Source organism: Micromonospora sp. NPDC005257 (assembly GCF_042872445.1).
GTDB lineage: Bacteria > Actinomycetota > Actinomycetes > Mycobacteriales > Micromonosporaceae > Micromonospora.
The window spans coordinates 326,170-352,773 of the sequence record NZ_JBIAKL010000003.1 but is presented as its reverse complement, the minus strand read 5'-3'; the positions used below and the strand labels follow the sequence as shown (position 1 = coordinate 352,773).

General features: G+C 72.8%; 19 protein-coding genes and 1 riboswitch. Of the genes, 10 read left to right on the top strand and 9 right to left on the bottom strand.

Annotated features, from left to right (window positions below):
* The first annotated feature begins 23 nt into the window (after positions 1-23).
* The gene (locus ACFYO8_RS08430) at positions 24-2,513 is read left to right on the top strand and encodes a DNA topoisomerase IV subunit A (RefSeq protein WP_354867405.1); all 2,490 of its coding nucleotides are present in this window, start codon (positions 24-26) and stop codon (positions 2,511-2,513) included.
* A 536-nt stretch (positions 2,514-3,049) separates the two neighbouring features.
* Here the strand turns inward: ACFYO8_RS08430 and ACFYO8_RS08425 are convergent.
* The 3 genes from ACFYO8_RS08425 to ACFYO8_RS08415 form a co-directional block, all read right to left on the bottom strand.
* Positions 3,050-4,387 carry a solute carrier family 23 protein gene (locus ACFYO8_RS08425; protein ID WP_354867402.1) on the bottom strand — a complete coding sequence of 446 codons (1,338 nt, stop codon included), beginning with the start codon at positions 4,385-4,387 and terminating at the stop codon, positions 3,050-3,052.
* A 95-nt stretch (positions 4,388-4,482) separates the two neighbouring features.
* A complete protein-coding gene (locus ACFYO8_RS08420) occupies positions 4,483-5,118 on the bottom strand; it encodes an alpha-ketoglutarate-dependent dioxygenase AlkB (protein ID WP_354867399.1) in 636 nt (211 codons plus the stop codon).
* 40 nt (positions 5,119-5,158) lie between these two features.
* A complete protein-coding gene (locus ACFYO8_RS08415; RefSeq protein ID WP_354867397.1) occupies positions 5,159-6,484 on the bottom strand; it encodes a polysaccharide pyruvyl transferase family protein in 1,326 nt (441 codons plus the stop codon).
* A 155-nt stretch (positions 6,485-6,639) separates the two neighbouring features.
* On the opposite strand from ACFYO8_RS08415, the gene ACFYO8_RS08410 reads away from it, so the two are divergent.
* From ACFYO8_RS08410 to ACFYO8_RS08395, 4 genes are all read left to right on the top strand, one after another.
* Positions 6,640-7,806, top strand: coding sequence for an acyltransferase (locus tag ACFYO8_RS08410; RefSeq protein ID WP_355096845.1), 1,167 nt, complete (start codon positions 6,640-6,642; stop codon positions 7,804-7,806).
* 198 nt (positions 7,807-8,004) lie between these two features.
* Entirely contained in the window at positions 8,005-8,769 is a 765-nt protein-coding gene (locus tag ACFYO8_RS08405; RefSeq protein WP_387189119.1) for a hypothetical protein, read from the top strand.
* 308 nt (positions 8,770-9,077) lie between these two features.
* A riboswitch (cyclic di-AMP (ydaO/yuaA leader) is annotated at positions 9,078-9,220 on the top strand.
* 194 nt (positions 9,221-9,414) lie between these two features.
* Positions 9,415-10,272 (top strand): C39 family peptidase, encoded by an 858-nt coding sequence (locus ACFYO8_RS08400; protein WP_387189120.1) that lies wholly within the window; start codon positions 9,415-9,417, stop codon positions 10,270-10,272.
* 222 nt (positions 10,273-10,494) lie between these two features.
* Positions 10,495-11,241: an alpha/beta fold hydrolase gene (locus tag ACFYO8_RS08395; protein ID WP_387189121.1), complete on the top strand. Its 747-nt coding sequence runs from the start codon at positions 10,495-10,497 to the stop codon at positions 11,239-11,241.
* Between the two features lie 6 nt (positions 11,242-11,247).
* On the opposite strand, the gene ACFYO8_RS08390 is transcribed toward ACFYO8_RS08395, so the two are convergent.
* From ACFYO8_RS08390 to ACFYO8_RS08375, 4 genes are all read right to left on the bottom strand, one after another.
* The gene (locus ACFYO8_RS08390; protein ID WP_387189122.1) at positions 11,248-12,924 is read right to left on the bottom strand and encodes a CDP-glycerol glycerophosphotransferase family protein; all 1,677 of its coding nucleotides are present in this window, start codon (positions 12,922-12,924) and stop codon (positions 11,248-11,250) included.
* 19 nt (positions 12,925-12,943) lie between these two features.
* A complete protein-coding gene (locus ACFYO8_RS08385; protein WP_354867383.1) occupies positions 12,944-14,446 on the bottom strand; it encodes a bifunctional cytidylyltransferase/SDR family oxidoreductase in 1,503 nt (500 codons plus the stop codon).
* Between the two features lie 104 nt (positions 14,447-14,550).
* Entirely contained in the window at positions 14,551-15,351 is an 801-nt protein-coding gene (locus tag ACFYO8_RS08380; protein ID WP_354867380.1) for an ABC transporter ATP-binding protein, read from the bottom strand.
* Positions 15,344-16,246, bottom strand: a complete 903-nt coding sequence (locus tag ACFYO8_RS08375; protein ID WP_354867377.1) for an ABC transporter permease — start codon at positions 16,244-16,246, stop codon at positions 15,344-15,346. The genes ACFYO8_RS08380 and ACFYO8_RS08375 overlap by 8 nt, the downstream gene beginning before the upstream one ends.
* A gap of 153 nt (positions 16,247-16,399) precedes the next feature.
* On the opposite strand from ACFYO8_RS08375, the gene ACFYO8_RS08370 reads away from it, so the two are divergent.
* From ACFYO8_RS08370 to ACFYO8_RS08350, 5 genes are all read left to right on the top strand, one after another.
* Positions 16,400-17,032, top strand: a complete 633-nt coding sequence (locus tag ACFYO8_RS08370; protein ID WP_354867375.1) for a TetR/AcrR family transcriptional regulator — start codon at positions 16,400-16,402, stop codon at positions 17,030-17,032.
* Between the two features lie 151 nt (positions 17,033-17,183).
* Positions 17,184-18,293 (top strand): DegT/DnrJ/EryC1/StrS family aminotransferase, encoded by a 1,110-nt coding sequence (locus tag ACFYO8_RS08365; protein ID WP_354867373.1) that lies wholly within the window; start codon positions 17,184-17,186, stop codon positions 18,291-18,293.
* 56 nt (positions 18,294-18,349) lie between these two features.
* Positions 18,350-19,375 (top strand): Gfo/Idh/MocA family oxidoreductase, encoded by a 1,026-nt coding sequence (locus tag ACFYO8_RS08360; protein WP_354867371.1) that lies wholly within the window; start codon positions 18,350-18,352, stop codon positions 19,373-19,375.
* Positions 19,372-21,042, top strand: coding sequence for a glycosyl transferase family 1 (locus ACFYO8_RS08355; RefSeq protein WP_355095663.1), 1,671 nt, complete (start codon positions 19,372-19,374; stop codon positions 21,040-21,042). Before ACFYO8_RS08360 ends, ACFYO8_RS08355 begins: the two co-directional genes overlap by 4 nt.
* A gap of 50 nt (positions 21,043-21,092) precedes the next feature.
* Positions 21,093-22,709, top strand: coding sequence for a glycosyltransferase family 4 protein (locus ACFYO8_RS08350; RefSeq protein WP_387189124.1), 1,617 nt, complete (start codon positions 21,093-21,095; stop codon positions 22,707-22,709).
* A gap of 67 nt (positions 22,710-22,776) precedes the next feature.
* Here ACFYO8_RS08350 and ACFYO8_RS08345 read toward each other — a convergent pair whose 3' ends face one another.
* Both ACFYO8_RS08345 and ACFYO8_RS08340 read right to left on the bottom strand, forming a co-directional pair.
* Positions 22,777-24,927, bottom strand: coding sequence for a glycosyltransferase family 1 protein (locus ACFYO8_RS08345; protein ID WP_355096546.1), 2,151 nt, complete (start codon positions 24,925-24,927; stop codon positions 22,777-22,779).
* Complete coding sequence (locus ACFYO8_RS08340) at positions 24,924-26,294, bottom strand: glycosyl transferase (protein ID WP_387256876.1); 1,371 nt, start codon at positions 26,292-26,294, stop codon at positions 24,924-24,926. The genes ACFYO8_RS08345 and ACFYO8_RS08340 overlap by 4 nt, the downstream gene beginning before the upstream one ends.
* Between the last annotated feature and the right edge of the window lie 310 nt (positions 26,295-26,604).

The following is a 26,604-nucleotide window of genomic DNA, read 5'->3' as shown; positions in this document are numbered from 1 at the left end:
GGTTCTCGGAAGGAACGCACACCATGGCACGCCGCAAGGACGACCGCGCGAAGGCGGATCTGGCCGCCTTCGACCAGGCCGGCGCCCGCGTCTTCGACAACCCGCTGGTCACCGAGGTCTCGGACTCCTACCTGGAGTACGCGTTCTCGGTCATCCACTCCCGCGCCCTGCCCGACGCGCGCGACGGGCTCAAGCCGGTGCACCGGCGCATCCTGTGGTCGATGTACGAGCAGGGCCACCGCCCGGACCGCGGCCACGTCAAGAGCGCCCGGATCGTCGGCGACGTGATGGGCAAGTACCACCCGCACGGCGACACCGCCATCTACGACGCGATGGTGCGGCTGGCGCAGGACTTCTCGCTCAACGTCCCGCTCATCGACGGGCACGGCAACTTCGGCAGCCCGGACGACGGGCCGGCCGCGGCGCGCTACACCGAGGCCCGGATGTCCCGGGAGGCGATGCTGCTCACCGGCGAACTGGGCGAGGACACCGTCGACGTCGAGCCGAACTACGACGGCTCGCTGACCCAGCCCACGGTGCTGCCGGCGGCGTTCCCGAACCTGCTCGTCAACGGCGCCTCCGGCATCGCGGTCGGCATGGCCACCAACATGATCCCGCACAACCTCGGCGAGGTGGTCCAGGCCGCCCGCTGGCTGATCAACCACCCGGACGCCACACTCGACAAGCTCATGGAGTTCGTGCCCGGCCCCGACCTGCCGACCGGCGGACTGCTGCTCGGCCTGGACGAGGTGCGCCGCGCGTACGAGACCGGACGCGGCGTGGTGCGCATGCGCGGGCGGGTGGAGATCGGCCCGCTGGAGGGCAGCCGTGGCCGGCAGGCCATCACGGTCACCGAGCTGCCGTACGGGGTCGGTGCCGAGAAGGTCATCGCGGCCATCACCAACGAGGTGAACAAGACGAAGCGGCTCACCGGCATCGCCGACGTCAAGGACCTCACCGACCGGGAGAACGGCACCCGCCTGGTGGTGGAGTGCAAGGTCGGCGTGAACCCGCAGGCGTTGCTGGCCGACCTCTACCGGCTCACCCCGCTGGAGCAGTCGTTCGGCGTGAACAACCTGGTGCTCGTCGACGGCCAGCCCCGCACGCTGGGGCTCAAGGAGCTGCTCGACGTGTTCCTGGCGCACCGCTACGAGGTGGTGACCCGGCGCAGCGCGTACCGCAAGCGCAAGCGGGAGGAACGCCTGCACCTGGTCGACGGCCTGCTGATCGCCCTGCTCGACATCGACCGGGTGGTCAAGCTGATCCGGGCCAGCGAGGACGCCCAGGCGGCCAAGGACGGCCTGATGCGGCGGTTCAAGCTCTCCGAGATCCAGGCCGCCTACATCCTGGACACCCCGCTGCGCCGGCTGACCAAGTACGACCGGCTGGAGCTGGAGGCCGAGCAGGAGAAGCTGCGCGGCGAGATCGCCGAGCTGTCGAAGATCCTGGACGACGAGAAGGTGCTGCGGAAGGTGGTCTCCGACGAGCTGGCCGCCGTGGTCAAGCAGTTCGGCGCGCCGCGACGCACCACGCTCGTCGACGGCGACCTCAAGGAGGTGCTCGCCGCCTCGGTGCCGGCCGGTCCGCTGGAGGTCGCCGACGACCCGTGCCAGGTGATCCTGTCCGCCACCGGGTTGGTGGCGCGGACCGCGGCCGAGTCGGAGGAGGCCGCCGAGGCGCGCCGGCGCAGCGGCCGGGTCAAGCACGACGCGGTACGCGCGATCGTGCACTCCACCGCCCGGGGTCGCGTGCTGCTGGTGACCAGCGCCGGCCGCGCGTTCAAGATCGACGTGTTGCCGCTGCCGGTGCTGCCGGAGCAGTCCGGCACGGTGTCGCTGCGCGGCGGCATGTCGGCGGCGGAGCTGGCGCCGCTGGAGCCGGGCGAGACGGTGGTCGGGCTCGCGCCGCTGGGGCCGTCCGCGCAGGGGTCGCCCGGCCTGGCGCTCGGTACCCGGGCGGGCGTCGTCAAGGTGTGCGCCCCGGACTGGCCGGTCCGCTCCGACGAGTTCGAGGTGATCTCGCTGCGCGACGGCGACGAGGTGGTCGGCGCGACCTGGCTGACCGACGGCGCCGAGACACTGGCGTTCGTCTCCTCGGAGGCGTCGCTGCTGCGCTTCGCCGCATCGGTGGTGCGCCCGCAAGGGCTCAAGGGCGGCGGCATGGCCGGCATCAACCTGCCGGGCGACGCACGGGCGGTCTTCTTCGGCGCGATCCGCACCGACGACGCGGCGCACGGCGAGCCGATGGTGGTCACCTCGACCGGCGCCACGGTGAAGGTGACGCCGTTCAAGGCGTACCCGGCGAAGGGAAGGGCGACCGGCGGCGTCCGCGCGCAGCGGTTCCTCAAGGGTGAGGAGGACCTGTCGGTGGCGTGGATCGGTCCGCGGCCGGTGGGTGCGACCGCCACCGGCGACCCGGTGGAGCTGCCCCCGGCTGACCCGCGCCGCGACGGCTCCGGTTTCGCCGTGATGCTCGGCCCCACCGTCGTAGGCCACCACATCGACCGCGACTGACGAGGCAGGGGCGGGTGGCCCGGCCCACCCGCCCCAACCGGTCGGTCGCTCTCGCTCGTCTGCCGCCATCGCCCGCACCCCGCCCGACGGCCTGGTCCTGGCCGCCCAGCCCTCAGGCCACCCGACCCGCCCTCCCCGCCCTTGCCGCTGCGCCCTTCCCGGCCCCTCCCAACTCGGTTGATCAAGGAGTTAGCGGCCTTTTCACGCCTTCCGCGACCGCAAACTCCTTGATCACCGCAGCGGGCGCCCCTGGCGGACTGGGCGCCCTGGGCGGCTGGCGAGTTCCGGGTGTCTGGGCACTCGCCCTCACCCTGCACGGTCGATCATGAGGTTAGCGGCGACAAAACGGACACTAAATGCCGCTAACCTCATGATCGACGTGGTCGGGCCCTCCGGGTGCCTCGATCGCACCCCCATTGCCCGTTGACCATGAAGTTGGCGGGCGTGAATCGGGCAATTTGTGCCGCTAACTTCATGATCAACGGGGCGAGGGCGGGCGAGGGCGGGCGAGGGCGGGGCTGAAAGCCCCCGCGGGGTCAGAGTTCGGGGTCGGGGGACTGGCGGGACTGGGGGGTGGTGCCGCGCAGGCGGGCGATCAGGCGCATGCCGTGGTAGATGACCAGGGCGGCGGTGGTGCCCAGCGCGATGCCATTGAACGACAGGTCGCCGGCCGTCAGCGTGTAGTTGGCGGCGCCGATGATCACCGCCACCGCGGCGGTGAACAGGTTGATCGGGTCGTGGAAGTCGACCCGGCTCTCGATCCAGATCCGGGCGCCCAGGATGGCGATCAGGCCGTACAGGGCGGTGGTGGCGCCACCGAGCACGCCGGCCGGGACGGTCAGGATCAGCGCGCCGAACTTCGGGCAGAGCCCGAGCAGGATCGCCGTGCCGCCGGCCACCCAGTACGCGGCCGTGGAGTAGACGCGGGTCGCCGCCATCACGCCGATGTTCTCCGCGTACGTGGTGGTGCCGGAACCGCCACCGGAGCCGGCCAGCACCGTCGCGACGCCGTCGCCGAGCAGCGCCCGGCCCATGTCGCGATCCAGGTTGCGGCCGGTCATCGCGGCGACCGCCTTCACGTGCCCGGCGTTCTCCGCGATCAGCACCAGGATCACCGGGATGACCAGCACGACGGCGCGCACGTCGAAGGTCGGCGTGTGGAACTCGGGGAAACCGATCCAGGCCGCCTGGCGCAGGCCGCTGACCGCCTGCTGGTCGAGGTTGCCGGTCAGTGCGGCGAGCACCCAGCCGACCACCACGCCGATGAGGATCGACAGCCGCGCCACGAAGCCGCGGAACAGCACTGTGGTGAGCAGGATCGCGGCGAGCGTGACCACGGCGATCAGCGGCTGCGCCTTCACGCCGGTGCCGGAGCCGCCGCCGTCCCAGGCCACCGGCGCGAGGTTGAGGCCGATCAGCATGACGATCGCGCCGGTGACGACCGGCGGCATGAGGGCGTCGATCCAGCGGGAGCCGGCGACCTGCACCACCACGCCGACGAGCGCGAGCGCGACGCCCGCGACCACGATGCCGCCGAGGGCCGCGCCGATGCCGCCGTCGGTCTTCGCCGCCAGCACCGGCGCGATGAACGCGAACGACGAGCCGAGGTACGACGGCAGCCGGTTGCCGGTGATCAGCAGGAACAGCAGCGTGCCGAGGCCGGAGAAGAGCAGCGTGGTGGCGGGCGGGAAGCCGGTGATCAGCGGGACGGTGAAGGTGGCGCCGAACATGGCGACCACGTGCTGCACGCCGACGCCGATGGTGCGCGGCCAGGAGAGCCGCTCGTCGGGCGCGACCACGTCGCCGGGGCGTACCTGGCGACCGTCGCCGTGCAGGATCCACGGGGACCAGCGGGAAGTGGGGGACTCGGACATCGGGCGCCCTTCGCGTCATCGGGTGACGGGGGCGTGATCGACCCTGAGAGTTGTTTCTAGCAGGTGCCCTGCGGGGCCGTGGGCCCGGCCCGGGCTCAGGCGACGCCGGTGGGACGGAACTGGACGCTGATTCGGGGGCCCACCGGGCGGGTGGTCTTCGGCACCGCGTGTTCCCAGGTGCGCTGGCAGGAGCCACCCATCACGACGAGGTCGCCGTGGCCGAGCGGGAACCGCAGGCTGCCGCCGCCCCCGCCGCGAGGGCGCAGCAGCAGCGCGCGCGGGGAGCCGAACGAGACGATCGCCACCATGGTGTCGGTGTGGGCGGAGCGGCCCTGGGTGTCGCCGTGCCAGGCCACGCTGTCGTGGCCGTCGCGGTAGAGGCACATGCCGGCGGTGACGAACGGCTCGCCCAGTTCGGGCGCGTAGTGCCGGGTGAGCGCGTCGCGGGCGGCGGTGAGCACCGGGTGCGGCAGCGGCCGGCCGGCGGCGTACCAGCAGAGCAGCCGGGGCACGTCGACCTCGGTGTCGTACATGGTGCGGCGCTCGGCCCGCCAGGGCACGTCGTGGCGCAGCGTGTCGAGCACCGCGTCGGAGCCGCGCACCCAGCCGGGCAGGTGGTCGACCCAGGCGCCCCGGCTCAGCTCGTGCCGGCGCAGCACCCCGGCGAGCGGGCCCAGGGCCGGGCCCTGCTCGGCCAGGTCGAGTATCGAGGGCTGGTACGCGTCGGACACGCAGCCGATCGTACCCCGCGCTCGAACAGGCGTACGACGATCAGCGCCGCAGCATCCGGCGAACCTTGCCCGGGACGGCCTGCTTGATCCGCTCCCGGAGCTGCTGCGAGCGCATCGCGTCGAGGGTGGCGGTGAGCTTGGCGTTCTCGTCGCGCAGCCGCTCGATGCGGGTCAGCAGTTCGGCCGGTGGGGTGGTGGCGGCGGGCCGGACAGCCGGCGGGAACACCGTTTCGCCGACCCGGCGGTCGAAGCGCGCGGCGCTGTCGCCGTCGGCGAACGAGGTGCCGAGGTCGTGCTTGCGCAGGAACGCGGTGATCGTCTCGAAGCGGGCCTTGTGGCCGTCGTTCAGCGCGGTGTAGTCGGCCTCCGCGTAGAGGTCGGCGGCGTCGACGTCGGCCGGCACGTCCCGCATGATCCGGTGCGGGATGCCGAAGTAGCGGGCCAGTTCCAGGGTGCGCGAGTCGTGGGCGAACAGGTAGCCGGGCGTGCCGGCGACGAGCGCGCTGATGGTGCCGTGGATGCGGGTGCCGAACGCGAAGTCGTACCCGGACAGGTGCGAGAACCAGGTCCACGGGTCGACGAACATGCGCACCTTGTCCTCGGCGAACAGCCGGTGCGAGGTGTGCAGCGGGATGTCGCTGCTCTGGCCCCGGTGCTCGGGCGCGTCGCCGTAGAGCAGGGTGCCGAGTGTCCGCAGGTCCTGCGGCACGTAGCAGAGGTTCGGGTAGCGCTCCTGGTGGTGGCGGACCACCGAGGCCATCGAGCGGACGTACGGGGAGACGTTGATCGCGATCTTCGACTCGGCGGTCAGCTCCGGGCGGGTCTTCTCCAGGTGGAACGAGTCGCCGTGCAGGAACATCGACGGGCAGCCGATCTGCTCCACCGCGGAGAAGCCCAGCGCGTTGAGGTAGCTCTCGGTCACCTCACCGCGCACGCCGATGCTGTGCGACCGGTCCAGCACGGCCTTGCAGAACGCGCGCACCGGCTCGTCGATCGGCCGCAGGTACTCGCGGTCGCCGTCGACGTTCGTCTGCACGCCGACGCCGAGCACCACCACCGGGATCTTCAGTCGCTCGATCAGCCTGGTCAGCGGCGTCAGGCGGTGCACGAAGCTGCGGCGGAACGCGTTCGCCAGCGGAACCACGAAGACGTCGTACCGCTCGTTGATCTCGTCAGCCAGGCGCGGGTCGGCCGGGGTGCGGGTCGGCGTGATCTCGGCCGTGGACGTGGCGAGCAGCTTGTGCGCGGCGTGGCTGAAGACCAGGTTGCCGCTGTTGTCCCCGATCCAGTTGCCGGCGAACGTCTCCTCCGGCGTGAGGACGTCGAACGCGCCCTTGCGGGCGCGGAGCAGGATCCGCTGGTGCATCCGGTTCGCTCACCTTCCGTACGGCACGACGTGCGGGCGAGAGCCGGGTGGGTGCCCGCGCGTGCAGGAACGGAATCCTATCCGCCGCCCCTGGGTGGTCCGCTGGACGTCGGCTCGCCGGGAACGTCCCGGTTCCCCGGGGTAGGGTGCCCGGAATGACCAGCGCGCCGACCGTCACCCGTGCCCCACGACTGCCGTCGCTGACCGGATTGCGGTGGGTCGCCGCGCTGCTGGTCTTCGCCTTCCACGCCGGCACCATGGGGATCATCGCCGAGCCGCACCTGAAGCCGGTGATGGACAAGGCGTTCAGCCTCGGCCTGTCCGGCGTGGAGTTCTTCTTCATCCTCAGCGGGTTCGTGCTGGTCTGGTCGTACCGGGACGGGGAACGCGCGTGGACGTTCCTGCGCCGCCGGCTCGCCAAGATCTACCCGAACCACGTGGTGACGTTCGTGGCCGCGCTGGCGGTCGCGGCCTGGTTCGCCGACCCGATCGTGCCGTGGGCCGCGATCGCCAACTTCTTCCTGGTCCAGGCGTGGATCCCGCTGGGCGGCTACTTCTACAGCGTCAACAACGTGAGCTGGTCGCTCTCCTGCGAGCTGGCCTTCTACCTGTGCCTGCCGCTCGTGGTGCCGTGGCTGCGCCGCGCCCGTACCGGGGTGCTGCGGACCGTGCTGGTCGCGGCGCCGCTGCTCATCCTGGCGCTGTGGCCCGGCCAGCAGCTGGTGCCCGAGGAGCAGCGGTGGTGGTTCACCCAGATCTTCCCGGTGACCCGGTCGCTGGAGTTCTGGATGGGGGTGGCCGCCGCCGAGCTGATGCGCCGGCGCCGCTGGCGCGGACCCAACCTCGCCGTCGCCACCGGCGTCTTCGTCGCCACCTGGGTGGTCGCCGCGCTGTGGATCCCGGCCGAGTTCTGGGCCGCCCTGCTCGCGGTGGCGTACCTGCTGGTCATCGCCGCCGCGGCGGACGCGGACGTGCGCGGCCTGCCCACCCCCTGGCGGTCCCGCGCGATGGTCTGGCTCGGCGAGGTCTCGTTCGCGTTCTACCTGGTCCACGTGCTGGTCATGGTCACCGTGCTGCGGCTGACCGGGCACTGGGGGACCGGGCTGACCGGCTGGCGCGGCCCGCTCGCGGTGCTCGGCTTCCTGGTGGTCACGCTCGCGCTGGCCGCCGCGCTGCACCGCTGGGTGGAGGTGCCGATGATGCGCCTGATCGGCTCGTCCCGCCGCGACCGCGCGGCGTCACCCGGACTGACCACGTTCCCCGTCGGCCGGTCGATCCGCGACACGCCGTGGGGCGGTGCGCCGGTGGGGGATCGGCGGTAATTTGTACCCGTGGCGGCGGGCCGGGTCGCCGCGCCGGCCGGCCCGCGGGCCCCGCCCGCCCGCTGATCCACCCACGGGCCGCACCCGTTCCACGCACCCACCGAACCCACGCCCCGCACCCGCCGCCCTGCCGCTCCGCGGCACGCCCCGGCCGGTCGTGCGGTCCTCCCGCCAGGTCCTTCCCGTGAGGTGCCGACCATGTCGCAGACTGCTCTGTACCACTTCCTCATCTCCGTGCCCGAGGCCGCCGCCATCTGGTCCTTCCTGCTGCTGCTCGCCCTCGGCCTGCTCGCCGCGCTCGTGGCCCGGCCCGAACGCGACGCCGCGCCGGAGGCCGCCCCCGAGCCGGCCGACGCCGACGCCGTCGGCCGCGACGACCTGATCCGGTACGCCGAGGAGGTGGCGGTGGCCGCCGCCGGGGCCACCCAGACGGCCCGGCGCCGCCGGGAGCAGTGGCTGGCCGCGCAGGACGAGGCGGACCGGGCCTGGACCGCGTACGACGAGGCGGACGGCGCCGCCCGGCGCCTGGCCGGCGCCGCCGCGCTGGCCGCCCCGCGCACACCCCGGACCCCTGCCGAGTACGCGACCCGGGAGCGCTGGCTGCGCCACGCCGCCATGACGGCGCACTGGCGGGGCGACCTGAGCGCCCGTCAGCTCGCCGACGTGCTGGCCCGCCGCAACGGCTGGGATCCGCGCCGGCACCCGGCCGAGCAGGAGATCGTGCTGGCCCGCACCGTCCGGGACGGGCGCCGGGCCGGGTGGGAGAGCGCCGCCGCGCGGGAGCGGCAGGCCTGGCGGGACGCGGAACTGGCCGCCGGGGCCGCCCGTGCGCTCGCCGCTGAGGCGTACGCGGCCAGCGCGGCGCTGTGGCCCGTTCCGGCGTACCGGAGCGCGGCGACGAACCCGCTGCCGGTGCCCGTACCGGTCCGGCGTGCCCGGTGGCGTCCGGCCCGGGTGGGCTGAGACGGTCGTCTCGACCGAATCGTTACCCGGAATGTGGTGGGCCCGGCGACAGGGGACGCCGAATCGGACGCCGCGCGCAGAACGGGCCATCGAGTCACGCGATTGCGGGTCGGCTGGTCGCCGTCTGTCCGCTTTCCGCCGCGAGGTGACGTGAAAACCGCTTGTCCCATCGAGCGAAGTCAGTAACCGGCTGTTCCGAAATCCGTTATCGCGGATCACGTTTGCCCAGGTGGGGACGTTTGGCAGGGGGCAATACCCGCCGGTAGTGTCGGCGCGTCGAAGCGGTAACCGATCGCCGACGGCGACGCCGCGCCGACCCGCCCAATCGTGTCTCACGAACCGGGGACCCATGAGCAACATCGGGGTGAATCCGCGAGCCCACGGCTCGCGGTAGGGCGTACTTCCCGCCCGAATCCGTCAGCTAACCCGGTCGGCGGCCACGGAAGGAGCACCGACCTCGTGCCCACCCCCCGATCGTCCCGCCGCCTCCACGGCGACGTAACGCCCGCGCTCGCCTGACGCGCGACCGCGACCGCCCCCTTGGGCGCCCGGCGTCACGGGCGTTCCCGATCCCCCGGCCATCCGGCCCCGCCGGCACGCGTGAGTTCCTCCGCGTGCCGGGCCGGCGTGCGCCGCTCACGCCCCGTGGAGGATTTCGTGAAGCACCACCTGAAGCGTCAGCTACGACGGATCGTCACCGAACGCCCGTACCAGATGATCGCCGGATCGGCCGCCGCGCTCGTGCTGGCCGTCGGCGCCGGCGCCGTCGCCACCGTTGGTGACGACGCGCCGGTCCAGGAGAACACCGCATCGGTCGCCGAACTCGGCGCCGCCCGCCTCGGCGAGCAGCCCGCCGGCCGCGGCGGGGCCCGGACCGCCGTCCCGCCGGCGTCGCCCAGTGCCTCCGCCGCGCCGAGCGCGTCGTCCAGCGCCTCCCCGTCGGCGAAGGCGGCGGCGGACCCGGACACCACTGCGAAGGCAAAGCCGAAGCCGCCGTCGAGCAAGGCGCTGGACTACGCCTACCAGGCGCAGATCAACTACTTCTACTGCGGCCCGGCCGCCGTGCGCAACGCGCTCAGCGCTACCGGCATCGAGCGCAGCCAGGACGCGCTCGCCGGCCCGCTCGGCACCACCGAGATGGGCACCAACTCGGCCGAGGACACCACCCGAGTGCTCAACCAGCAGGTCAAGGGCAACCCGTACCGGACCCGCATGATTCCCGCCGGCTCGGCCACCCCGGCTCAGATGGACCGGCTCCAGGCCGACGTGGTCGAGGCGATCAGCAACGGCCGCGCGGTCGTCGCCAACGTGGCCGGTGACGTCACCGACACCAACGGCGGCTGGCACTCGTTCCCGGGCGGTCACTACGTCGCCGTGGTCGGCTACAAGAACGACGGCCGGCTCGTACGGATCGCCGACTCGGCCGACCCGTCGCTGCCGTCGTACTGGGTCACCACGATCGACCTGGCGCACTGGATCGCCAGCCGTGGCTACTCCGCCTGACCGTCCCAGCACGAAGGCCGGCACTCCGCTCCGGGGGCCGGCCTTCGTCGCTGTCACCGTCCCGCCCCGCGATCTTGCGGTTCGGGCCCGCGAGTCGCCCGGTTGGCGAGGTATGCGGGGGTGCCGAAGTGCAAGATCGCGCGCGGAGAGGGCGGCAGGGCGGAGCGCGTCGTGGGGGTTCGCGTCTCGCGTGGGCGGGGCGGGCGGTGGCAGACTGCGTCAATGGGCGATACGACGGGTGACCGGCATCTGGTTCTCCTGCACGGCATGGGTGCCACCGGCGAGGTGTGGCTGCCCTGGGCGCCGCTGCTGGAACGCCGCTGGCCCGGCCGCTGGCTCGCCCCCGATCTGGCCGGTCACGGCTGGTCGCCGCCGCTCGACGGCTACTCGTTCGAGGCGCTGGCCCAGCGCGTGGCCGACGGGCTCGGCCCGGTCCGGCTCGGTCCCGACGACCGGCTCGTGCTGCTCGGGCACTCGCTCGGCGGGATGGTGGCGCTGGCGCTCGCCGCCCGGCAGCGGGGTCTTCCGATCGACGCGGTGGTGGGGCTCGGCATCAAGGCGGTCTGGTCCCCGGCCGAGCTGGCGAAGTCGGCGGAGCTGGCCGCCCGGCCGGTCACCTGGTTCGCCACCCGCGACGAGGCGGCCCGCCGCTACCTGCGGGTGTCCGGGCTCGCCGGGCTGTTCGCCCCGGACCATCCGGTGGTGGAGGCGGGGCTGCGGCGGGAGGACGGCCGCTGGCGGCTCGCGATGGACCCGGCCGCGTTCGCGGTCGGTGAGCCCCGGCTGCCGGCTCTGCTGGGGGCCACCGATGTGCCGGTGCTGCTGGCCCGGGGCGAGCTGGACCCGCTGGTGACCGACGCGCAGCTCAAGGAGCTGGGCGTGCCGGTGGCCACGCTGCCCGGGCTGGGCCACAGCGCGCACGTCGAGGACCCGGCTGCGGTGCTCGCCCTGCTCGACCCGTACCTCTGAGCGGGCCTACACCACGGCGCGTGGCGCCGGGACCGCCCGGTCGGGTTCCAGCTCCCGGCGGGCGGCGGCGAGGAACGCCTCGGCGTACCCGTCGGCGGGGAAGTCACCCAGGTAGCGCGTCCGCGCCGCCCAGCGCTGCGCCGCCTTCGGGTCGGCGGCCAGCAGGTCGGTGAGCACCTCGTCCACGTTCGACATGTCCCGCCGCAGCACGTAGCCGGACGCGGCGAGCGGGAACCGCTCGACGAAGTGCTCGCCGTCGGCGCCGGTGTCGGTGACCGCGTACGGCTTGCCGGAGTAGAGCCAGTCGGAGATGACCCCGGAGACGTCGGAGACCAGCGCGTCGGCGCGGTTGACGCACTCGGTGAGCGTCAGCTCGCGGCTCGCGGCGGCGCCCCACAGGTGCGGCCGGCCGGTCTTGGCCCGGTCGGCGGCGAGCAGTTCGGTGAGCCGTGCGAGCTGACGGGCCGAGCCCGGGTTCTTGTCGGTGTACGGGTGGGCGCGCAGGATCACCGCGACCCCGCGGTCGATCAGCCGGCGGATCAGCGTCTCGGCCACCGGCAGCGAGCAGTAGTTGGCGTCGGCGTGGTGCCCGGTCCAGGTCGGGGTGTAGAGGACCGTGGGATGCGCCGACGAGGTGACCGGCTTTCGGCGTACCTCGATCGCCTCGACCTGGGGACGACCGACCACGACGAACTTGTCGGCGGGGATCTCCACGCCGGCGCGGGCGTACCTGTCGATAGCCGCCTGCCCGGCCACGAAGATCTTGTCGAAGATGGCCGAGACCGGGTTGGCGCTCGGCGCCTTGTCGCTGTCGCCGTGGTGCAGCTGCACGTGGGTGAGCTGGTTGAACCGGATCAGGTGGGCGTTCTTCGCGCCGTGGTTGACGTAGAACGCCACGCGCAGGCTGGGCACCAGTGCCTCGTCCAGCGCCTTCAGCGTGGGACAGAGGACCACCGGGGCGCGGGTGGCGGCGGCGACCGCGGGCAGGAGTTCCGGCTCGCGCAGCACCACCACGAACGGGCGCCCGATCCGCTCCAGGTACGGCAGCCACATGGTGACCTGATATTCCGAGCCGGGTGGGGCGGAGAAGTGCAGCACGAACTCGGGCTGGTGGCGGCGCAGGGCGCGGCCGACCGGGCCACCTCCGGCGGGCGGCCGGAACCGGCGCCGGGCGAGGTCGAGCGCGACCGCCCCGCAGCCGGCGCCGACGAGCAGCGTGGCGGCGAGCGCCGTGACGGCCGGCAGGGCCAGGGCAGCGGCGAGCGCCACCAGGGCGAGCAGCACCAGCAGCGCGTCGCCGAGCCGGGCGGCCACGACCGGCGTCCACGTGCGGACCGGGAGGTTCGCCGCCCGGATCTCCAGCGCGCCGGCCTGTCGCAGCGGGCCGACCAGCAGCACCAGGCCGAGCAGGACGAGCGCGGTGGCCGCGAGGGCCGGGTCGAAGCCGTCGTCGAGGCGACGGCTGTAGCCGACGAGGATGCCGGCGGCGACGAGCACCGTCTCGGCGAGACCGTCGGCCGACGGCCGGACGCGGCGCTCCCACGCGGTGGCGGCGAGGGCCGCGACGGCCAGGGCCAGGCCCCAGCCGGTGGCCCCGGTGAGCGCCACGACGAGGAAGGCCAGCACCGCCAGCCCGGTGGTCAGCACCCGGGCGAGCAGCTTGCGGACCAGGTCACCACGCATCTGGTACGTCCCGTCGGGTTCAGGCGTCGGCGGACAGCTCGGACCGGTGCGGGCCCGGCTGGGCCGGTACCGCGGCCACCTGCTCGCCGGGGGACCGGCGTACGTCGACCACCTGGCCGGTCAGCTCGGAGATCAGCACGTCCAGGGACGCCTGCGCGACCGCCTCGGAGGAGAGCAGCGTGTGCTCCGGCTCCTCGCCGAACGCCCGCGTCCGCATCGGGGTGGCGGTGCGCTCCGGGTTGACGCAGTTGACCCGTACGCCGAACTCGGCCCATTCGTCGGCGAGCGCCTGGGTCAGGTTGACCAGCGCGGCCTTGGTGGCCGAGTAGAGCGCGTAGCGGGCCCGGCCGCGGGTGTAGGAGCTGGACGTGTAGAGCAGCAACTGGCCCTTGGTCTGCTGGAGGTACGGCAGCGACTGGCGCGCGATGGTGACCGGGCCGACGAAGTTGACGTGCAGGAGACGGTCCATCGTCTCCTCGTCCATCTCGGCCAGCGCGCCCTTCTCCAGGATGCCGGCCGTGACCACCACGTGGTCGATCCGGCCGGTCGCCTCGAACGCGGTCTTCAGCGCGGCGGCCACGTCCTCGCCGCGCTCGACGTGCGTGCCGGTGGTGGAGCGGCTGAACGGGAAGACCTGGGCGCCGTAGCCGCGGGCCAGCTCGGCCAGGTCGTGGCCGATGCCGTAGCTGCCGCCGAAGACCACGATGGTCCGGCCGGTCAGCTCCTCGGCGTAGCTGCGGTGGTCGGTCAGCCGGGGCGCCTGGGCGGCGGCGAGCTGGAACAGCTTGTCGGCCAGGTGCACGTCGACCGGGTGGGTGACCTTGATGTTCTCGTCCGAGCCGTCGATCACCTTGATCGGCGTGCCGGGCAGGTAGCGCAGCACCACGCCGCAGTCGTCGGTGGCGGCGAAGTCGGGGTCGCCCTCGGCGCGGCGGTACGCCTCGCGGATCGTGCCGGAGCGGAACGCCTGCGGGGTCTGGCCGCGGCGCAGCCGGGCGCGGACCGGGATGTCGGTGATGCAGTCGTCCGCGTCCACCTGGACGATCGTGTCGGCGGACGGGATGGCCACGTCCACCGCCGAGTAGGTCCAGAGCGCGTTCACGCACTCGCGCACGATCCGGGCGCTGACCAGCGGGCGGACCGCGTCGTGGAAGAGGATGTTGACGTCGCCCTCGCCGACCGCGTCGAGCGCGATGCGGGTGGTGTCGTTGCGGGTCTCGCCGCCCTCGATCACCTTGCTGACCTTGCGGAAGCCGGCGTCGGCGACGATGCGCTGCGCGTCGTCCACGTGCCCGGTCGCCATCAGCACGATGATCTCGTCGATCTCGGCCGCGGCCTCGAAGACGGCCAGCGTGTGCTCGATGATCGGCTTACCGGCGATCTTGAGGAGCTGCTTCGGGATGCCCAGCCCGAGGCGCGTGCCGGTCCCCCCGGCGAGGATCACGGCCACCGTACGTGCGGGGCGCCAGGGTGCCGGGCTCGCCGGCGTGGCGTCCGGTGCGGTGGTGTGGTCCTGCGTCATTGCCGTACCTCACTCTGGGTGAAAGGGGATGGATCCGAAAACCTTAACGCGGACGCCGGAGCGCACCGCCGCGGGCGGAACCCGGTGCGGTGCGCTCCGGCGCGCTACTTCTGGTTCTCGTACGCGTCGCAGACCTCCTTGGTGGGGCCGTCCATCTTCAGGACGCCGCTCTCCAGCCAGATGGTCCGCTCGCAGGTGTCCCGGATCGAGCCGATCGAGTGGCTGACCAGGAAGACCGTGCCGGCGCTGTCGCGCAGCTCGCGGACCCGCTGCTCGCTGCGGACCCGGAACTTGCGGTCGCCGGTGGCCAGCGCCTCGTCGATGAGCAGCACGTCGTGCTTCTTCGCCGAGGAGATCGCGAAGCGCAGCCGGGCGCCCATGCCGGAGGAGTAGGTGCGCATCGGCAGCGAGGCGAAGTCGCCGCGCTCGTTGATCCCGGAGAACTCGATGATCTCCGGGGCGATCCGCCTGACCTCCTCCGGCTGCATGCCCATGGCCAGGCAGCCGAGCACCACGTTGCGCTCGCCGGACAGGTCGTTGAGCAGCGCGGCGTTCACCCCGAGCAGCGACGGCTGGCCCTTCGTGTAGACCGCGCCGCGGGCCGGCGGGAGCAGCCCGGCGATGGCCCGCAGCAGTGTGGACTTGCCGGAGCCGTTGCTGCCGATCAGGCCGATCGCCTCACCCTCGTACGCGGTGAAGCTCACGCCCTTCACCGCGTGCACCTCGCGGATGTTCGGCGCCTTGGTGCGGGAGACGATCCGCTTGAGCGCGGAGACCGGCGTGGTGCCGCCGCTCGCGCCCTTGTGGATCCGGTAGATCACGTGCACGTCGTCCACCACCACTGTGGGGACGCGACCCGAGTCGGTCACCGGGCCGGCGTTCAGCGGCAGGGTCTGCTCAGCCACGGCCGTACTCCTTCTCTCCGCGCCAGAAGTAGACGAACCCGCCGACGCCCATCACGACCGCCCAGAACAGGCCGAGCGTCCACAGCTTCAGCGGCGAGCTGATCAGGTTCGCCTGGTGCGAGTCGAGCAGCGCGTAGCGGGCCAGCTCGATGAAGACCAGCGGTGGGTTCCACTCCAGGACGTTCGCCGCCCAGCCCGGCAGGTGCTGGCGGATGAGCGCCACCGGGTAGAGCACGCCGGAGGCGTACAGCCAGGTGCGCATCACGAACGGCATGATCTGCTTGAGGTCGGTGGCCTTGGAGCCGAGGCGGGCCATGACCATGCTCAGTCCGACGTTGAAGATCGTCTGGAGCAGCAGTATCGGCGCGATCAGCACCCACCGCAGGGTGATCGGCTCGCCGGTGATCAGCACGATGGCGGCAAGCACGACCATCGACATGAGCAGCTGCTGGAGCTGCACCAGCGTCACCGTGATCGGCAGCGCGGCCCGGGGGAACTGCAGCGCCCGGATCAGGCCCAGGTTGCCGGTGATCGCGCTGACGCCGTTCGTCGCCGCCGTCTGCGTGAAGATGAAGATGAAGATGCCCGTGCACAGGTACGCGATGAAGTTCGGCACGTTCCGGTGCTGGGCCAGGATCACGCCGAAGATCAGGAAGTAGACGGCCGCGTTGGTGAGCGGTGTCAGCACCTGCCAGAGCTGGCCGAGCTGGGTGTTGCTCAGCGAGGAGGCGACCTTCGCCCGCGAGTACGCGGTCATGAAGTGCCGGTACGCCCACAGCCGGCGGGCGTACTCGCCCAGGGGTGGTCGTTCCCCGGCCACCCGTAGTCCGTACCGCTGGGCCAGTTCGGCCCGGGTCAGTCCGGATTCGGGGTCGGCCACCGCGGTGTTGGCCATGTTGAGGCGCTCCGATCTTTCGTGCTGATGGGGAGCAGTGCGGTGAAGTGATCCAGCGTGGCCGGGCGGAAGGAGCCGCCTCGCTGCTGCATGGAAGGTAGTCCACCGAACGTCGGGACGCAACCGTACCGTCGTTGCGCTACATTGTTCCACGTGACGACCGAGAAGAGGCGTGCCCCGGCCGGCGCGGCGGTGCTGCGCGGCGAGATCACCAGCGCCATCCGCGCCGCGGTGATGCAGGAGTTGGCCGAGGTCGGCTACGGTCGCCTCTCCATCGAGGCGGTGGCCCGCCGCGCCGGTGTGAGCAAGACCGCCATCTACCGCCGCTGGCGTTCCAAGCTCGATCTGGTGCTGGACATGGTCTCGGCGGTGGCCGGCCGGAACATCCCGCTGCTGGACACCGGCAGCCTCCGCGGTGACCTGGAGATCCTGTTGCACGTGCTGGCGCGCGCGTTGCGCCACCGGCTGGCCGCGCAGATCATCCCGGACCTGCTGGCCGAGGCCGCCCGCAACCCGCAGATCGCGGAGAAGTTGCAGGCCGCCCTGGACGACTACCAGCAGGCGGTGGGCCGGATCCTGATCGGCCGGGCGGTCGAGCGCGGCGAGCTGTCCCCGGCCACCGACCGGCGTGCCGCGGTCGATCTGATCGTCGGTCCGGTCTACTGGCGGATGGCGATCTCCCGGGCCCCGCTGGAGCCGGCCGAGGTGCCCCGGATGGCGGCCGCGATCGTCGCCGCCCTGCGGGTAGCATGCGTGGAGCCTGCGCGCGACGAGGTGGAAGTGTGAGCCCCGGGCCGCCCCCGGAGGTCCGTCGCCGATCATGAACAGAAGGTCACAACCAGTCGGACAATCAGTGCGAACGGCTGGTTTCCCCGACAGGGCAGTACCATCCCCCGAAATGTCTCCCATGAACCACGCTTCGACAGGAGGAAGCCCCATGGCCGGGCCGCATCCAGAGTTCATTCCCCCCGCACGGCCGATCATCGGCGAAGCCGAGATCGAGGCGGCCGTCCGGGTGCTGCGGAGCGGCCGGGTCGTGCAGGGCCCCGAGGTCGCGGCGTTCGAGGAGGAGTTCGGCGACCTGGTCGGCGGCCGGCACTGCATCGCCGTCAACTCCGGCACCTCCGCGCTCCAGCTGACGCTGATGGCGCTCGGCTTCGGTCCGGGCGACGAGATCATCGTCCCCTCGTTCTCGTTCGCCGCCAGCGGCAACGCGGTCCGGCTGGTCGGCGCCGAGCCGGTCTTCGTGGACATCGAGCCAGGCAGCTTCTGTGTGGACCCGGAGGCAGTCGCCGCCGCGATCACGCCGAAGACCGTCGCGATCATGCCGGTGCACCTCTACGGCCACCCGGCCGCGATGGACCGGATCACGGCGATCGCGCAGCAGCACGGCCTGGCCGTGGTCGAGGACGCCGCCCAGGCGCACGGCGCCGAGCTGAACGGCACCCCGGTCGGCGCGTTCGGCACCGCCGGCTGCTTCAGCTTCTACCCGACGAAGAACATGCACTCCCTCGAGGGCGGCATGATCAGCACCGCCGACGCCGAGCTGGCCCGCACCCTGCGGTTGCTGCGCAACCAGGGCATGGAGCAGCGGTACGCGAACGAGATCGTCGGCGCCAACATGCGCATGACGGACGTGGCCGCCGCCATCGGCCGGGTGCAGCTCACCCAGCTCGGCGAGTGGACCGAGCAGCGCCGCGCCAACGCCAAGTTCCTCGACTCGGCGATCACCGGCATGATCACCCCGCCGGTCGCCGACGGCGCCAAGCACGTCTACCACCAGTACACGGTGCGGGTGCGGGGCAACCGCGACGCCGCCCAGGCCCGCCTCACCGAGCTGGGCATCGGCAACGCGGTCTACTACCCGACCCCGATCCACCGGCTCAAGCCGTACCTCACCGCCGACGGCAAGCCCGGCCCGTGGGACCTGCCGGAGACCGAGCGGGCCGCCGCCGAGGTGGTCTCGCTGCCGGTGCACCCGTCGCTGAGCCAGGCCGACCTGGAGCGGATCGCCGAGGGCGCGAACCTGGCCGGCGGTGCCCGGTGAGCGCGAGGAGTGAGCCGGGTTTGCGAGCCCCGCAGTCGCGAACGAAGGAGGGCGCAGTGAGTGGACGGAAGCTGCGGGCCGGTCTGATCGGCCTCGGCGCGATGGGCCGCAACCACGCCCGCGTGCTGTCCAACCTGGACGGTGTCGAGCTGGTCGGCGTGGTCGACCCGGCCGGCGACGTGACCGGCACGCTGCGCGCGCCCGTCGTACCCGAGCTGAGCGACCTGCTCGCCCTCGGCGTCGACTACGCGGTCGTGGCCTGCCCGACGGCGCTGCACGAGCCGATCGGCATGGAGCTGGCCGCCAACGGCGTCTGCGCGCTGATCGAGAAGCCGCTGGCCCAGTCCGTCGAGGCCGCCACCCGGCTGGTCGAGGCGTTCGAGAACGCCGGCCTGGTCGCGGGCGTCGGGCACATCGAGCGCTACAACCCGGCGCTGCAGAGCCTGCGCACCCGCCTGGAGGCCGGTGAGCTGGGCGAGGTGTTCCAGGTCGTGACCCGGCGCCAGGGCCCGTTCCCGCACCGGATCGCCGACGTCGGCGTGGTGATGGACCTGGCCACCCACGACATCGACCTGACCGCCTGGGTGACCGGCCAGCAGTACAGCTCGGTCGCCGCCCGCACCGTCTCGCGCAGCGGCAGGCTGCACGAGGACATGGTCGCCGTGGTCGGCCAGCTCGCCGACGGCACGATGGTCAACCACCTGGTCAACTGGCTCAGCCCGCTCAAGGAGCGGTCCACTGTCGTCACCGGCGACAAGGGCTGCTTCGTGGCCGACACGCTCACCGCCGACCTGACGTTCTACGCCAACGCCGCCATCGACACCGAGTGGGAGGCGCTGCGCGCCTTCCGCGGCGTGGCCGAGGGCGACATGGTCCGCTTCGCCATCCCGAAGCGGGAGCCGCTGCTGGTCGAGCACGAGCGCTTCCGGGACGCGGTGGAGGGCAAGCAGAGCGACATCGTCACGCTGCGGCAGGGCCTGCGTACCGTGCGGGTCGCCGCCGCCCTGCTGGAGTCGTCCGCCGACGGCAAGGTCGTGTCCGTCGCGGCCAGCGGCAGCGACGCGGAGCCGGCACTGCGATGAGCCCGGCGCCGGTGCGGCGGACGGTCTCGGCGGTACGGCGGCGGATCCCCCGGCGGGTGCGCATCGCGCTCCGCCGGGCCGCCGCCGGCACGCGGCCCTGGCAGACCCCTTCGGTACGCGAACTGTGTGAGCTTCCCGCCGGCACGCCGCTGCTGGTGCACGCCGGCGGGATCACACGCGACCGGGCGCTGGACGGCGTGCTGCGCGCCCTGGCCCGGTTGCCCGAGGTCCACCTGGCGCTGGCCTGTGACGAGGCGGAGCGGGCGGCGGCCCAGGACCTGATCCGCCGGGCCGGCAAGGCCCGGCGCCGGGTCCACGTGGTGCCGCGCCCGCGCCCGGTGACGGCTGCGTTTCTCGCTTCCGCGGACGTGGGGGTGTTCGGGTTCGACCCGGACGCCGGCCTCGACCTGCTGGACACCTTCCGCACCGCCGGACTGCCGGTGGTCGCGGCCGACAGCCGGGCGGTCCGCGAGCACCTGGCCCGGCACGGCGTGGGTGATCTCTTCGCCCCCGGCTCGCTGCCGTCCTTCACCAAGGCGGTGGAACGGGCCCGGCAGCGCGGCGAGGAGCCGCCGGAGCCCCCGGTCGCGCCGATCGAAGCCGGCACTCCCGGCCCCTGGCGTCCGCTCGGCGCCGGGCCGATCCGGTTGGGGCTGGGCACGGCGAACCATGCCGGGCAGCTCTCCGCCCTGGCGGTGGCGATCACCACCGCGCGCGCCGACGTCGGCGTCGAACTGGTGATGGCCAAGCCGCCGGCCACCTACCGCTACCCGGCCGACCGCTACCTGAACTACCCCGGTGAACACCGGCTCGACGTGCAGGCCGCGCAGGCCGAGCGGGTGCTCGGCTGGTACACCCACCTGATCGTGGACGCGTTCCGCCCGGTGCTCGGCCGGGCCAACGGCGACGACATCTCCGCGGACCTGCCCGCGCTGCGCCGGGCCCGGCTCAAGGTCGCGCTGCTGGCGCACGGCAGTGAGATCCGCCACCCCGGCGCGCACCTGGAACGGCATCCCGAGTCCGCGTTCCGGGACGCCCCGGAGGACCTGGTCGGGCAGCTCACCACGGTGACCGAACGGAACCGGCGCACCGCCGAGGAGAGCGGCCTGCCGTTCTTCGTGACCACCCCCGACCTGCTGGACGACGTGCCGTTCGCCACCTGGGCGCCGCTGATCGTCGACGTGGACGCCTGGGCCTGCGACCGCCCGGTGCTGGAACGCGCCCGGCCGGTGGTGCTGCACGCGCCGTCGAAACGGTGGACCAAGGGCACCGACCGGCTCCTGCCCCGGTTGCAGGAGCTGCACGACCGACGGATCATCGAACTGTGCCTGGTGGAAGGGCTGCCGCACCACGAGATGCGCCGCCAGGTGCAGGAGTGCGACATCGTGGTCGACCAGCTGGTGATGGGCAGCTACGGCACCTTCTCCTGCGAGGGGATGGCCGCCGGCAAGGTGGTGGTGGCGTACGTCAGCGAGGGCCCGCACCGGGCCGCCGGAGTCGCGCCGCCGATCGCCAACGCCACGCCCGGAACGCTCGTCAAGACCATCGAGTCGTTGCTCGACGACAGGCCCGCCGCGGTCGCCCTGGCCGCGGAGGGCGCACGTTACGTCCGTGACCACCACGACGGGCGACGCACCGCCGAGGTCTTCGACGCGTTCCTGCGGTGACCCGTCCGCCCACCACCCACGCCCGCCCCGTCAACGAGGAGAAACACCCGATGCAAGCTGGCGCTAACAGCGATGCCCGACCGACCCGGGGCCGGGTGGTGATGCTGGTCGACAACGGCGTCCACGGCGACTCCCGGGTGCAGAAGGCCGCGCGGTCGGCCGCCGACGCCGGCTGGGAGGTCTTCCTCCTCGGCATCCGTAACGCCCACTCCGACGTCGACACCTGGCGCATCGGCGACGCCGAGGTGCGACTGCTGCGCGTGCCCAAGCCGCTGCACCGGCTGCCCCGCGAGTACAGCCGGTCGCTGCGCCGGCCGCTGGCGTACGCGTCCACCACCAAGGCCGCCTACCGGGTCCAGGAGATCAAGGCCTGGCAGGCCGACCTGTTCGAGCGCCGCGTCCGGACCCAGGCGCTGGGCGGCGGGCTGCCGGCCACCGTGGGCCGGGCGGCCCAGCTGCCGGCCCGCGCCGCCGCCACGGCGCTCGCCCGCTGGGTGCGGCTGCGCAGCCGGGAGACCCGCCGGCTGCGCACGTCGCAGGCCGACCCGGAGGCGCTGTTCAGCCGCCTGCCCGTGCGGTTCTGGCAGGGGCTGATGGGCGACCGTGCCTGGCGCCGGCTGGACCCGGGCCTGTGGGACTTCGAAATCGCCTTCCGCAAGACGCTCGACGAGCTCAAGCCGGACATCATCCACGCCAACGACTTCCGGATGCTCGGCATCGGCGCGCGCGCGACGCTGCGGGCCCGGGCCGCCGGGCGGCGGACCAAGCTGGTGTGGGACGCCCACGAGTTCGTCGGCGGCATCACCGGCCGGGCCGACAACCCGCGCTGGCTGCCGGCCCAGATCGCCTACACGGCCGAGTACGCCGCCTACCCGGACGCGGTGGTGACCGTCTCCGACACGCTCGCCGACCTGCTCCAGGAGACCCACGGTCTGTCCGACCGGCCGGCCGTGGTGCTCAACGCGCCGATGGCGCCGCCGGCCGAGGCCGACGGCGACGTGCCGGACCTGCGGGCCCTGTGCGGCGTGGACGCCCGTACGCCGGTGCTCGTCTACTCCGGTGCGGTGAACCCGAGCCGGGGCTGCCAGATCATGGTGGAGGCGCTGCCGGAGCTGCCCGGTGTGCACGTCGCGTTCGTGACCATGAACCCGAACGGCGACAACCAGTTCTCCGAGGCGCTACGGGAGCGCGCCGCCGAACTCGGCGTCGCGGACCGCGTGCACCTGCTGCCGTACGTGGCGCACTGGCAGGTGGTGCCGTTCCTGTCCGGCGCGGACGCCGGGGTCATCCCGATCCACCACAAGCCCAACCACGAGCTGGCGCTGATCACCAAGTTCCTGGAGTACTCGCACGCCCGGCTGCCGATCGTGGTCAGCGACGTGAAGACCATGGCGCAGACCGCGCGGGCCACCGGGCAGGGTGAGGTGTTCACCGCCGAGGACCGGGCCGACTACGTCCGGGCCGTCCGGGCCGTGCTCGACGACCCGGAGCGCTACCGGGCGGCCTACGACAAGCCCGGCCTGCTGGAGGGCTGGACGTGGGAGGCGCAGGCCCGGATCCTCGACGAGGTGTACGCCTCGCTGCTGGGCGGGTCCCAGGGCGGGGCGTGTCCCCCGTCGTCCCGGCGTCCCGAGGACGAGCGGGAGTACGCCGCCACCGCGCGCTGATCCCCGGCACGAAACGGTTCGGCCGGCTCCCCGCCACGGGGAGCCGGCCGATCTCGTCGTACGTCGGTCAGCCGGCGGTGGCCGGCGGTTCCAGCAGCAGCCGGTCGAAGTCCTTCTGCGTCACCGACCAGTCCCAGGTGCTCAGCACGTGCGACGCCGCGGCCCGGCCCGCCTCCCGCCAGACCTCCTCGGTGGCGGTGAGGGCCAGGATCCGCTCGGCGGCCTCCTGCGGCGTGCCCACCACCCAGTCGCTGGGGAACAGGCTGCGGGCGCTGTGCGGACGGCCGGCGAAGAACGGCCAGTCGCGCACCACGGGCACCGCGCCGCTGGCCGCGCCCTCGACGAGCGCACAGTGGAAGCTCTCCCGCAGCGAGGTGCTGAGGATGACCCCGACGTCGGTGAGCGCGCCCGGCACGTCCGAGGTGCGGCCGGTCCGCACCACCGCGCCGGACGGCTCCAGCTCGGCCAGCTCGGCGTCGAGTTCCCGGACGTAGGCGGCGATCGCCGGGCTGAGCTCCGGGTTCAGGTCGTCGCCGACGAGCTTGAGGCGGTACCGCTCGTCGTGGCGGCGCAGCTCGCGCAGCACCGCCAGGGCCCAGCGGGGGTCCTTCGCCAGCGAACTCGTCCCGACCAGCCCGAGGGTGAACCGGCTGTCCGCGGAGGCCTTCGGCGCCACGTACCGGTGCAGGTCCATCGCGTTGGTGATCATGTGGGTCCGGGGCCCCTGCGGGGCGCGCAGCCGCGGCACGGCGGCCAGCGCGAGGTCACGCAGGTGCTCGGAGACGAACACCACGTCGTCCACACGAGACCAGTCGGTCAGGTGCGGCCACCAGCTGAACGCCTCGAAGCTGTGCAGGCGGACGATCACCCGGGTGGTGCCCGGGTCGATCATCGTCAGCATGGCGGCGCCGAGGTTGCACCAGTCCACGAAGACCGTGTCCGCCCACTCCAGGTGGGGGCCCCACGCCTCCTGGACCTCGCCGGCCCGCTTGGAGGCGCCGGCGAGCATGTGGAGCGTCACGTTGGTGCGGCCGTTGCTGAGCACCGGGAGGATCGACTCCTCCATCAGGTTCAGCCGGCGGACCTCCACCCCCGGCATCGCCTCGTAGCGCTCCAGGATCGGCCCGAGGAAGTTGTCGTTCAGCCCGGTGAAGAAGAGCATCCGGTGCGGCCGGCCGGCCGGCGGGAACGCCGCCGGGCTCTGCCGCCCGCGCGGCGTCGCCAGCGCCTGCCCGGCCTCGCTGTTGTGCAGCGGCGCGAGGAACTTCTCCGGGTCCTCGGCCAGCGGCGAGGTGGTGCCGTCGAACTGCACGATGCGGTGGAACATCAGGTTGAACGCCCGCAGCACGTGCGGCGCGGCCTTGCCCGGGTTGCGCTTCTTGAGGAAGCCGTCGGCGAGCTTGAGCTGACCCCGCACCACTGTCATCAGGTGCTCGGGCACCTTGCCCTGGCTCAGTTCCGCGTCCACGATCGGGCCGAGGAGCTGGCCCTTCGTCGCCGGGCTCTTGAGGCGGCCCTGCGCCGCCAGCGCCAACCGCTTCGCGCTGGCGTCGTGCCCGGTCTTGAGCATGGTGCCGGTGACCCGCCGGGCGATCGTGCCGCGGTGCCGTTCCGGCAGGCCGGGCGCGGTGACGGCGCCCTGCCAGAACCAGCGCACCGGGCCGAGCTTCATGGCCCGCCCGCCGGTGCTGATCTCGAACACCCGCTTCGCCAGGTCGACGGTCTGGCTGCGGGTGGCGCTCGCCAGCACGCTCGGGGCCGGACCGACGGTGTTCAGCCGCGGACGGCGGTAGCGCGCCGGGTCGGTGGACCGCTTCTCCACCGCGCGCAGCGCCGGGGCGATGCCGTAGACGGCGTCGGCCCGCCGGTACCGCTGCGCGAGCTGCCAGACGGTGTGCAGTGCCTGCGCGTCGAGCGCGACCAGGACGTCGGCCCGCTTGGCGTGCCGGCGCACCCACGGGTCGCGCTGGGCGCGCAGCCACGGGCGCCGGGCCGGGGCCGCCCGCTTGACCATCCGGCCGAACCGGGGGCCCAGCTCCTTGGCGGTGGGCAGCAGGTGCACCTCGGCCAGCTCGGTTGCCGCCGGGATCTTCTCCACCGGGTCGAAGGTGGTGGCCACCCGTACGGTGACGCCCTTGTCGCGGAACTGCTGGAGCGCGTCGGTCAGGACCGCCACCCGTCCGGGGACGGTGCCCATAACCATCAGGACCTCGATCATGACCTACCTTCTCGGGCCAGGACGCGCGCGCCGGCGGGGGAGGGCTGTGCGGTGCCGGCCGTGCCGCCGGCGCCCAGCACCAGGTCGGTCACCTCCCGGACGGCGGGGATGAGCTGCTCCTCGCGGGCGTACTGCCGCGCCTCGGCGCGGGCCTTCTCCCGTTCGGCCTCGTCCGCGGTACGGGCCATCGCGGCGGCCCGGCGGAAGGCGCCGGCCAGCTCGGCCGGGTCCAGCCCGACCGCGCCGGTCCAGAGCGGGTAGGTGGACAGCACCGTGGAGGCGTCGTGGTCGGCCTCGTGGGCGGAGACCACCGGCAGGCCGGTGGCCATGTACTCGTACACCTTGCCGGAGGTCATGTACCGGCCGCCGGTCACCATCAGCACCACCGCGTCCCACCGGGCGTAGAGGTCGACCACCTCGGCCTTGGGCACCGAGCCGCCGACCAGCACGCCGTCGACGGCGGCGGCCCTGAGCAGCTCCGCGTGCGCGTTGTCGCCGCGCGCCCAGGCGGCGCCGATGTGGCCCCGCACCTCGAAGCGGGCGTCGGCCAGCGCCGGGTCCTCCGCGCGCGCCGTGCGCCAGCCCTCCAGCACGGCGCTCAGCAGCGGTACGGGAAGGTTCAGCGCGCCGAGGTAACCGAAGGTCAGCGGCCGGTCCGGCGGGGCGGGGCGGACCTGGGCCGGGATGCTCGCCGCGTCGTAGCCGTTGCGCACGACCCGCATCTTGTGCGCCAGCTCCGGATAGCGCTCGCGGTACCAGCGGGAGATCGGCTCGTTCACGTTCCAGATGGCGACGGCGTTGGTGAGCAGCTTGATCTCCCACTGCCCGGAGACCGACTCGCGGGTGAACGCCTCACCGTTGTTGATCACGTCGACCGACCAGCCGTCGCGGAAGTCCACCACGTACGGCACCTGGTGCGTCTCCCACAGCTTCCAGGTCGCGGAGAGGTTCACGTACGGCGCGCAGGTGGTCACCAGCAGGTCGACGTGTCGCTCCTTGTGGATGCGGAGCAGGGCCTTCTCCAGCGCCGGACGCCAGCCGCCGAACACCGGCTCGGGGAAGACCTTGAGGTTCTGCTTGCGCAGGCCGGCCAGGTAGTCCAGGTGCGCCAGGGCGCGCTGCTCGGTGAACGTGCGGATGTCGGTTTCGAGGTCGTCGCGGAACAGCGGCAGCTTCACCACGCGCACGTTGGGGTCCACGCCCTCGGAGAGGGTGTGGTCGAGTCCGTACTCCCGCTCCCAGGCTTCGTCGGCGATGGTGACAGCGGTCACGTCCCAGCCCGCGGCGGCGAACTGGTTGGCGGTCTCCCGCATCCGGTAGGCGCAGCTCTTGGCCGCCGGTGGGAAGCCGATCGCGAGGTAGACCATGTGCGGCCGGGACCCGGACCGTCGCGGCCGGGGGAGTTTCAACGAGTCCCAGAGAGTTCGCCCGTTGTTCATCGATTCCGATCCTGGGGAGGTTGGGGAGATGCCGTGTCGCGGCCTGGACGGCTCGGCCGGACGCGGCGCCTGCTGTACCGGTGGCCCGGTAACGACCGCCGGAGCGCGTGCGGACACTACAATAACGCCGTCGCGTGCGCCGGGCCCGCCGCCGCTCGGCGGCCACCCCGGGCGCCGTGCCCCGGATCACCGCACCTCCGCCGCCGGCCCGGCCGGCCGGACACGCCGTCTCGGCCGG

What these genes read in the sequence shown, in the direction of transcription:
- ACFYO8_RS08430 (WP_354867405.1), top strand. Translation starts at nt 24, where the DNA reads ATGGCACGCCGCAAGGACGACCGCGCGAAGGCGGATCTGGCCGCCTTC.
- ACFYO8_RS08395 (WP_387189121.1), top strand. Translation starts at nt 10,495, where the DNA reads ATGGGCGATACGACGGGTGACCGGCATCTGGTTCTCCTGCACGGCATG.
- ACFYO8_RS08425 (WP_354867402.1), bottom strand. Translation starts at nt 4,387, where the DNA reads ATGTCCGAGTCCCCCACTTCCCGCTGGTCCCCGTGGATCCTGCACGGC.
- ACFYO8_RS08385 (WP_354867383.1), bottom strand. Translation starts at nt 14,446, where the DNA reads ATGACGCAGGACCACACCACCGCACCGGACGCCACGCCGGCGAGCCCG.
- ACFYO8_RS08350 (WP_387189124.1), top strand. Translation starts at nt 21,093, where the DNA reads ATGCAAGCTGGCGCTAACAGCGATGCCCGACCGACCCGGGGCCGGGTG.
- ACFYO8_RS08340 (WP_387256876.1), bottom strand. Translation starts at nt 26,294, where the DNA reads ATGGTCTACCTCGCGATCGGCTTCCCACCGGCGGCCAAGAGCTGCGCC.
- ACFYO8_RS08375 (WP_354867377.1), bottom strand. Translation starts at nt 16,246, where the DNA reads ATGGCCAACACCGCGGTGGCCGACCCCGAATCCGGACTGACCCGGGCC.
- ACFYO8_RS08415 (WP_354867397.1), bottom strand. Translation starts at nt 6,484, where the DNA reads ATGCACCAGCGGATCCTGCTCCGCGCCCGCAAGGGCGCGTTCGACGTC.
- ACFYO8_RS08405 (WP_387189119.1), top strand. Translation starts at nt 8,005, where the DNA reads ATGTCGCAGACTGCTCTGTACCACTTCCTCATCTCCGTGCCCGAGGCC.
- ACFYO8_RS08365 (WP_354867373.1), top strand. Translation starts at nt 17,184, where the DNA reads ATGGCCGGGCCGCATCCAGAGTTCATTCCCCCCGCACGGCCGATCATC.
- ACFYO8_RS08345 (WP_355096546.1), bottom strand. Translation starts at nt 24,927, where the DNA reads ATGATCGAGGTCCTGATGGTTATGGGCACCGTCCCCGGACGGGTGGCG.
- ACFYO8_RS08355 (WP_355095663.1), top strand. Translation starts at nt 19,372, where the DNA reads ATGAGCCCGGCGCCGGTGCGGCGGACGGTCTCGGCGGTACGGCGGCGG.
- ACFYO8_RS08390 (WP_387189122.1), bottom strand. Translation starts at nt 12,924, where the DNA reads ATGCGTGGTGACCTGGTCCGCAAGCTGCTCGCCCGGGTGCTGACCACC.
- ACFYO8_RS08410 (WP_355096845.1), top strand. Translation starts at nt 6,640, where the DNA reads ATGACCAGCGCGCCGACCGTCACCCGTGCCCCACGACTGCCGTCGCTG.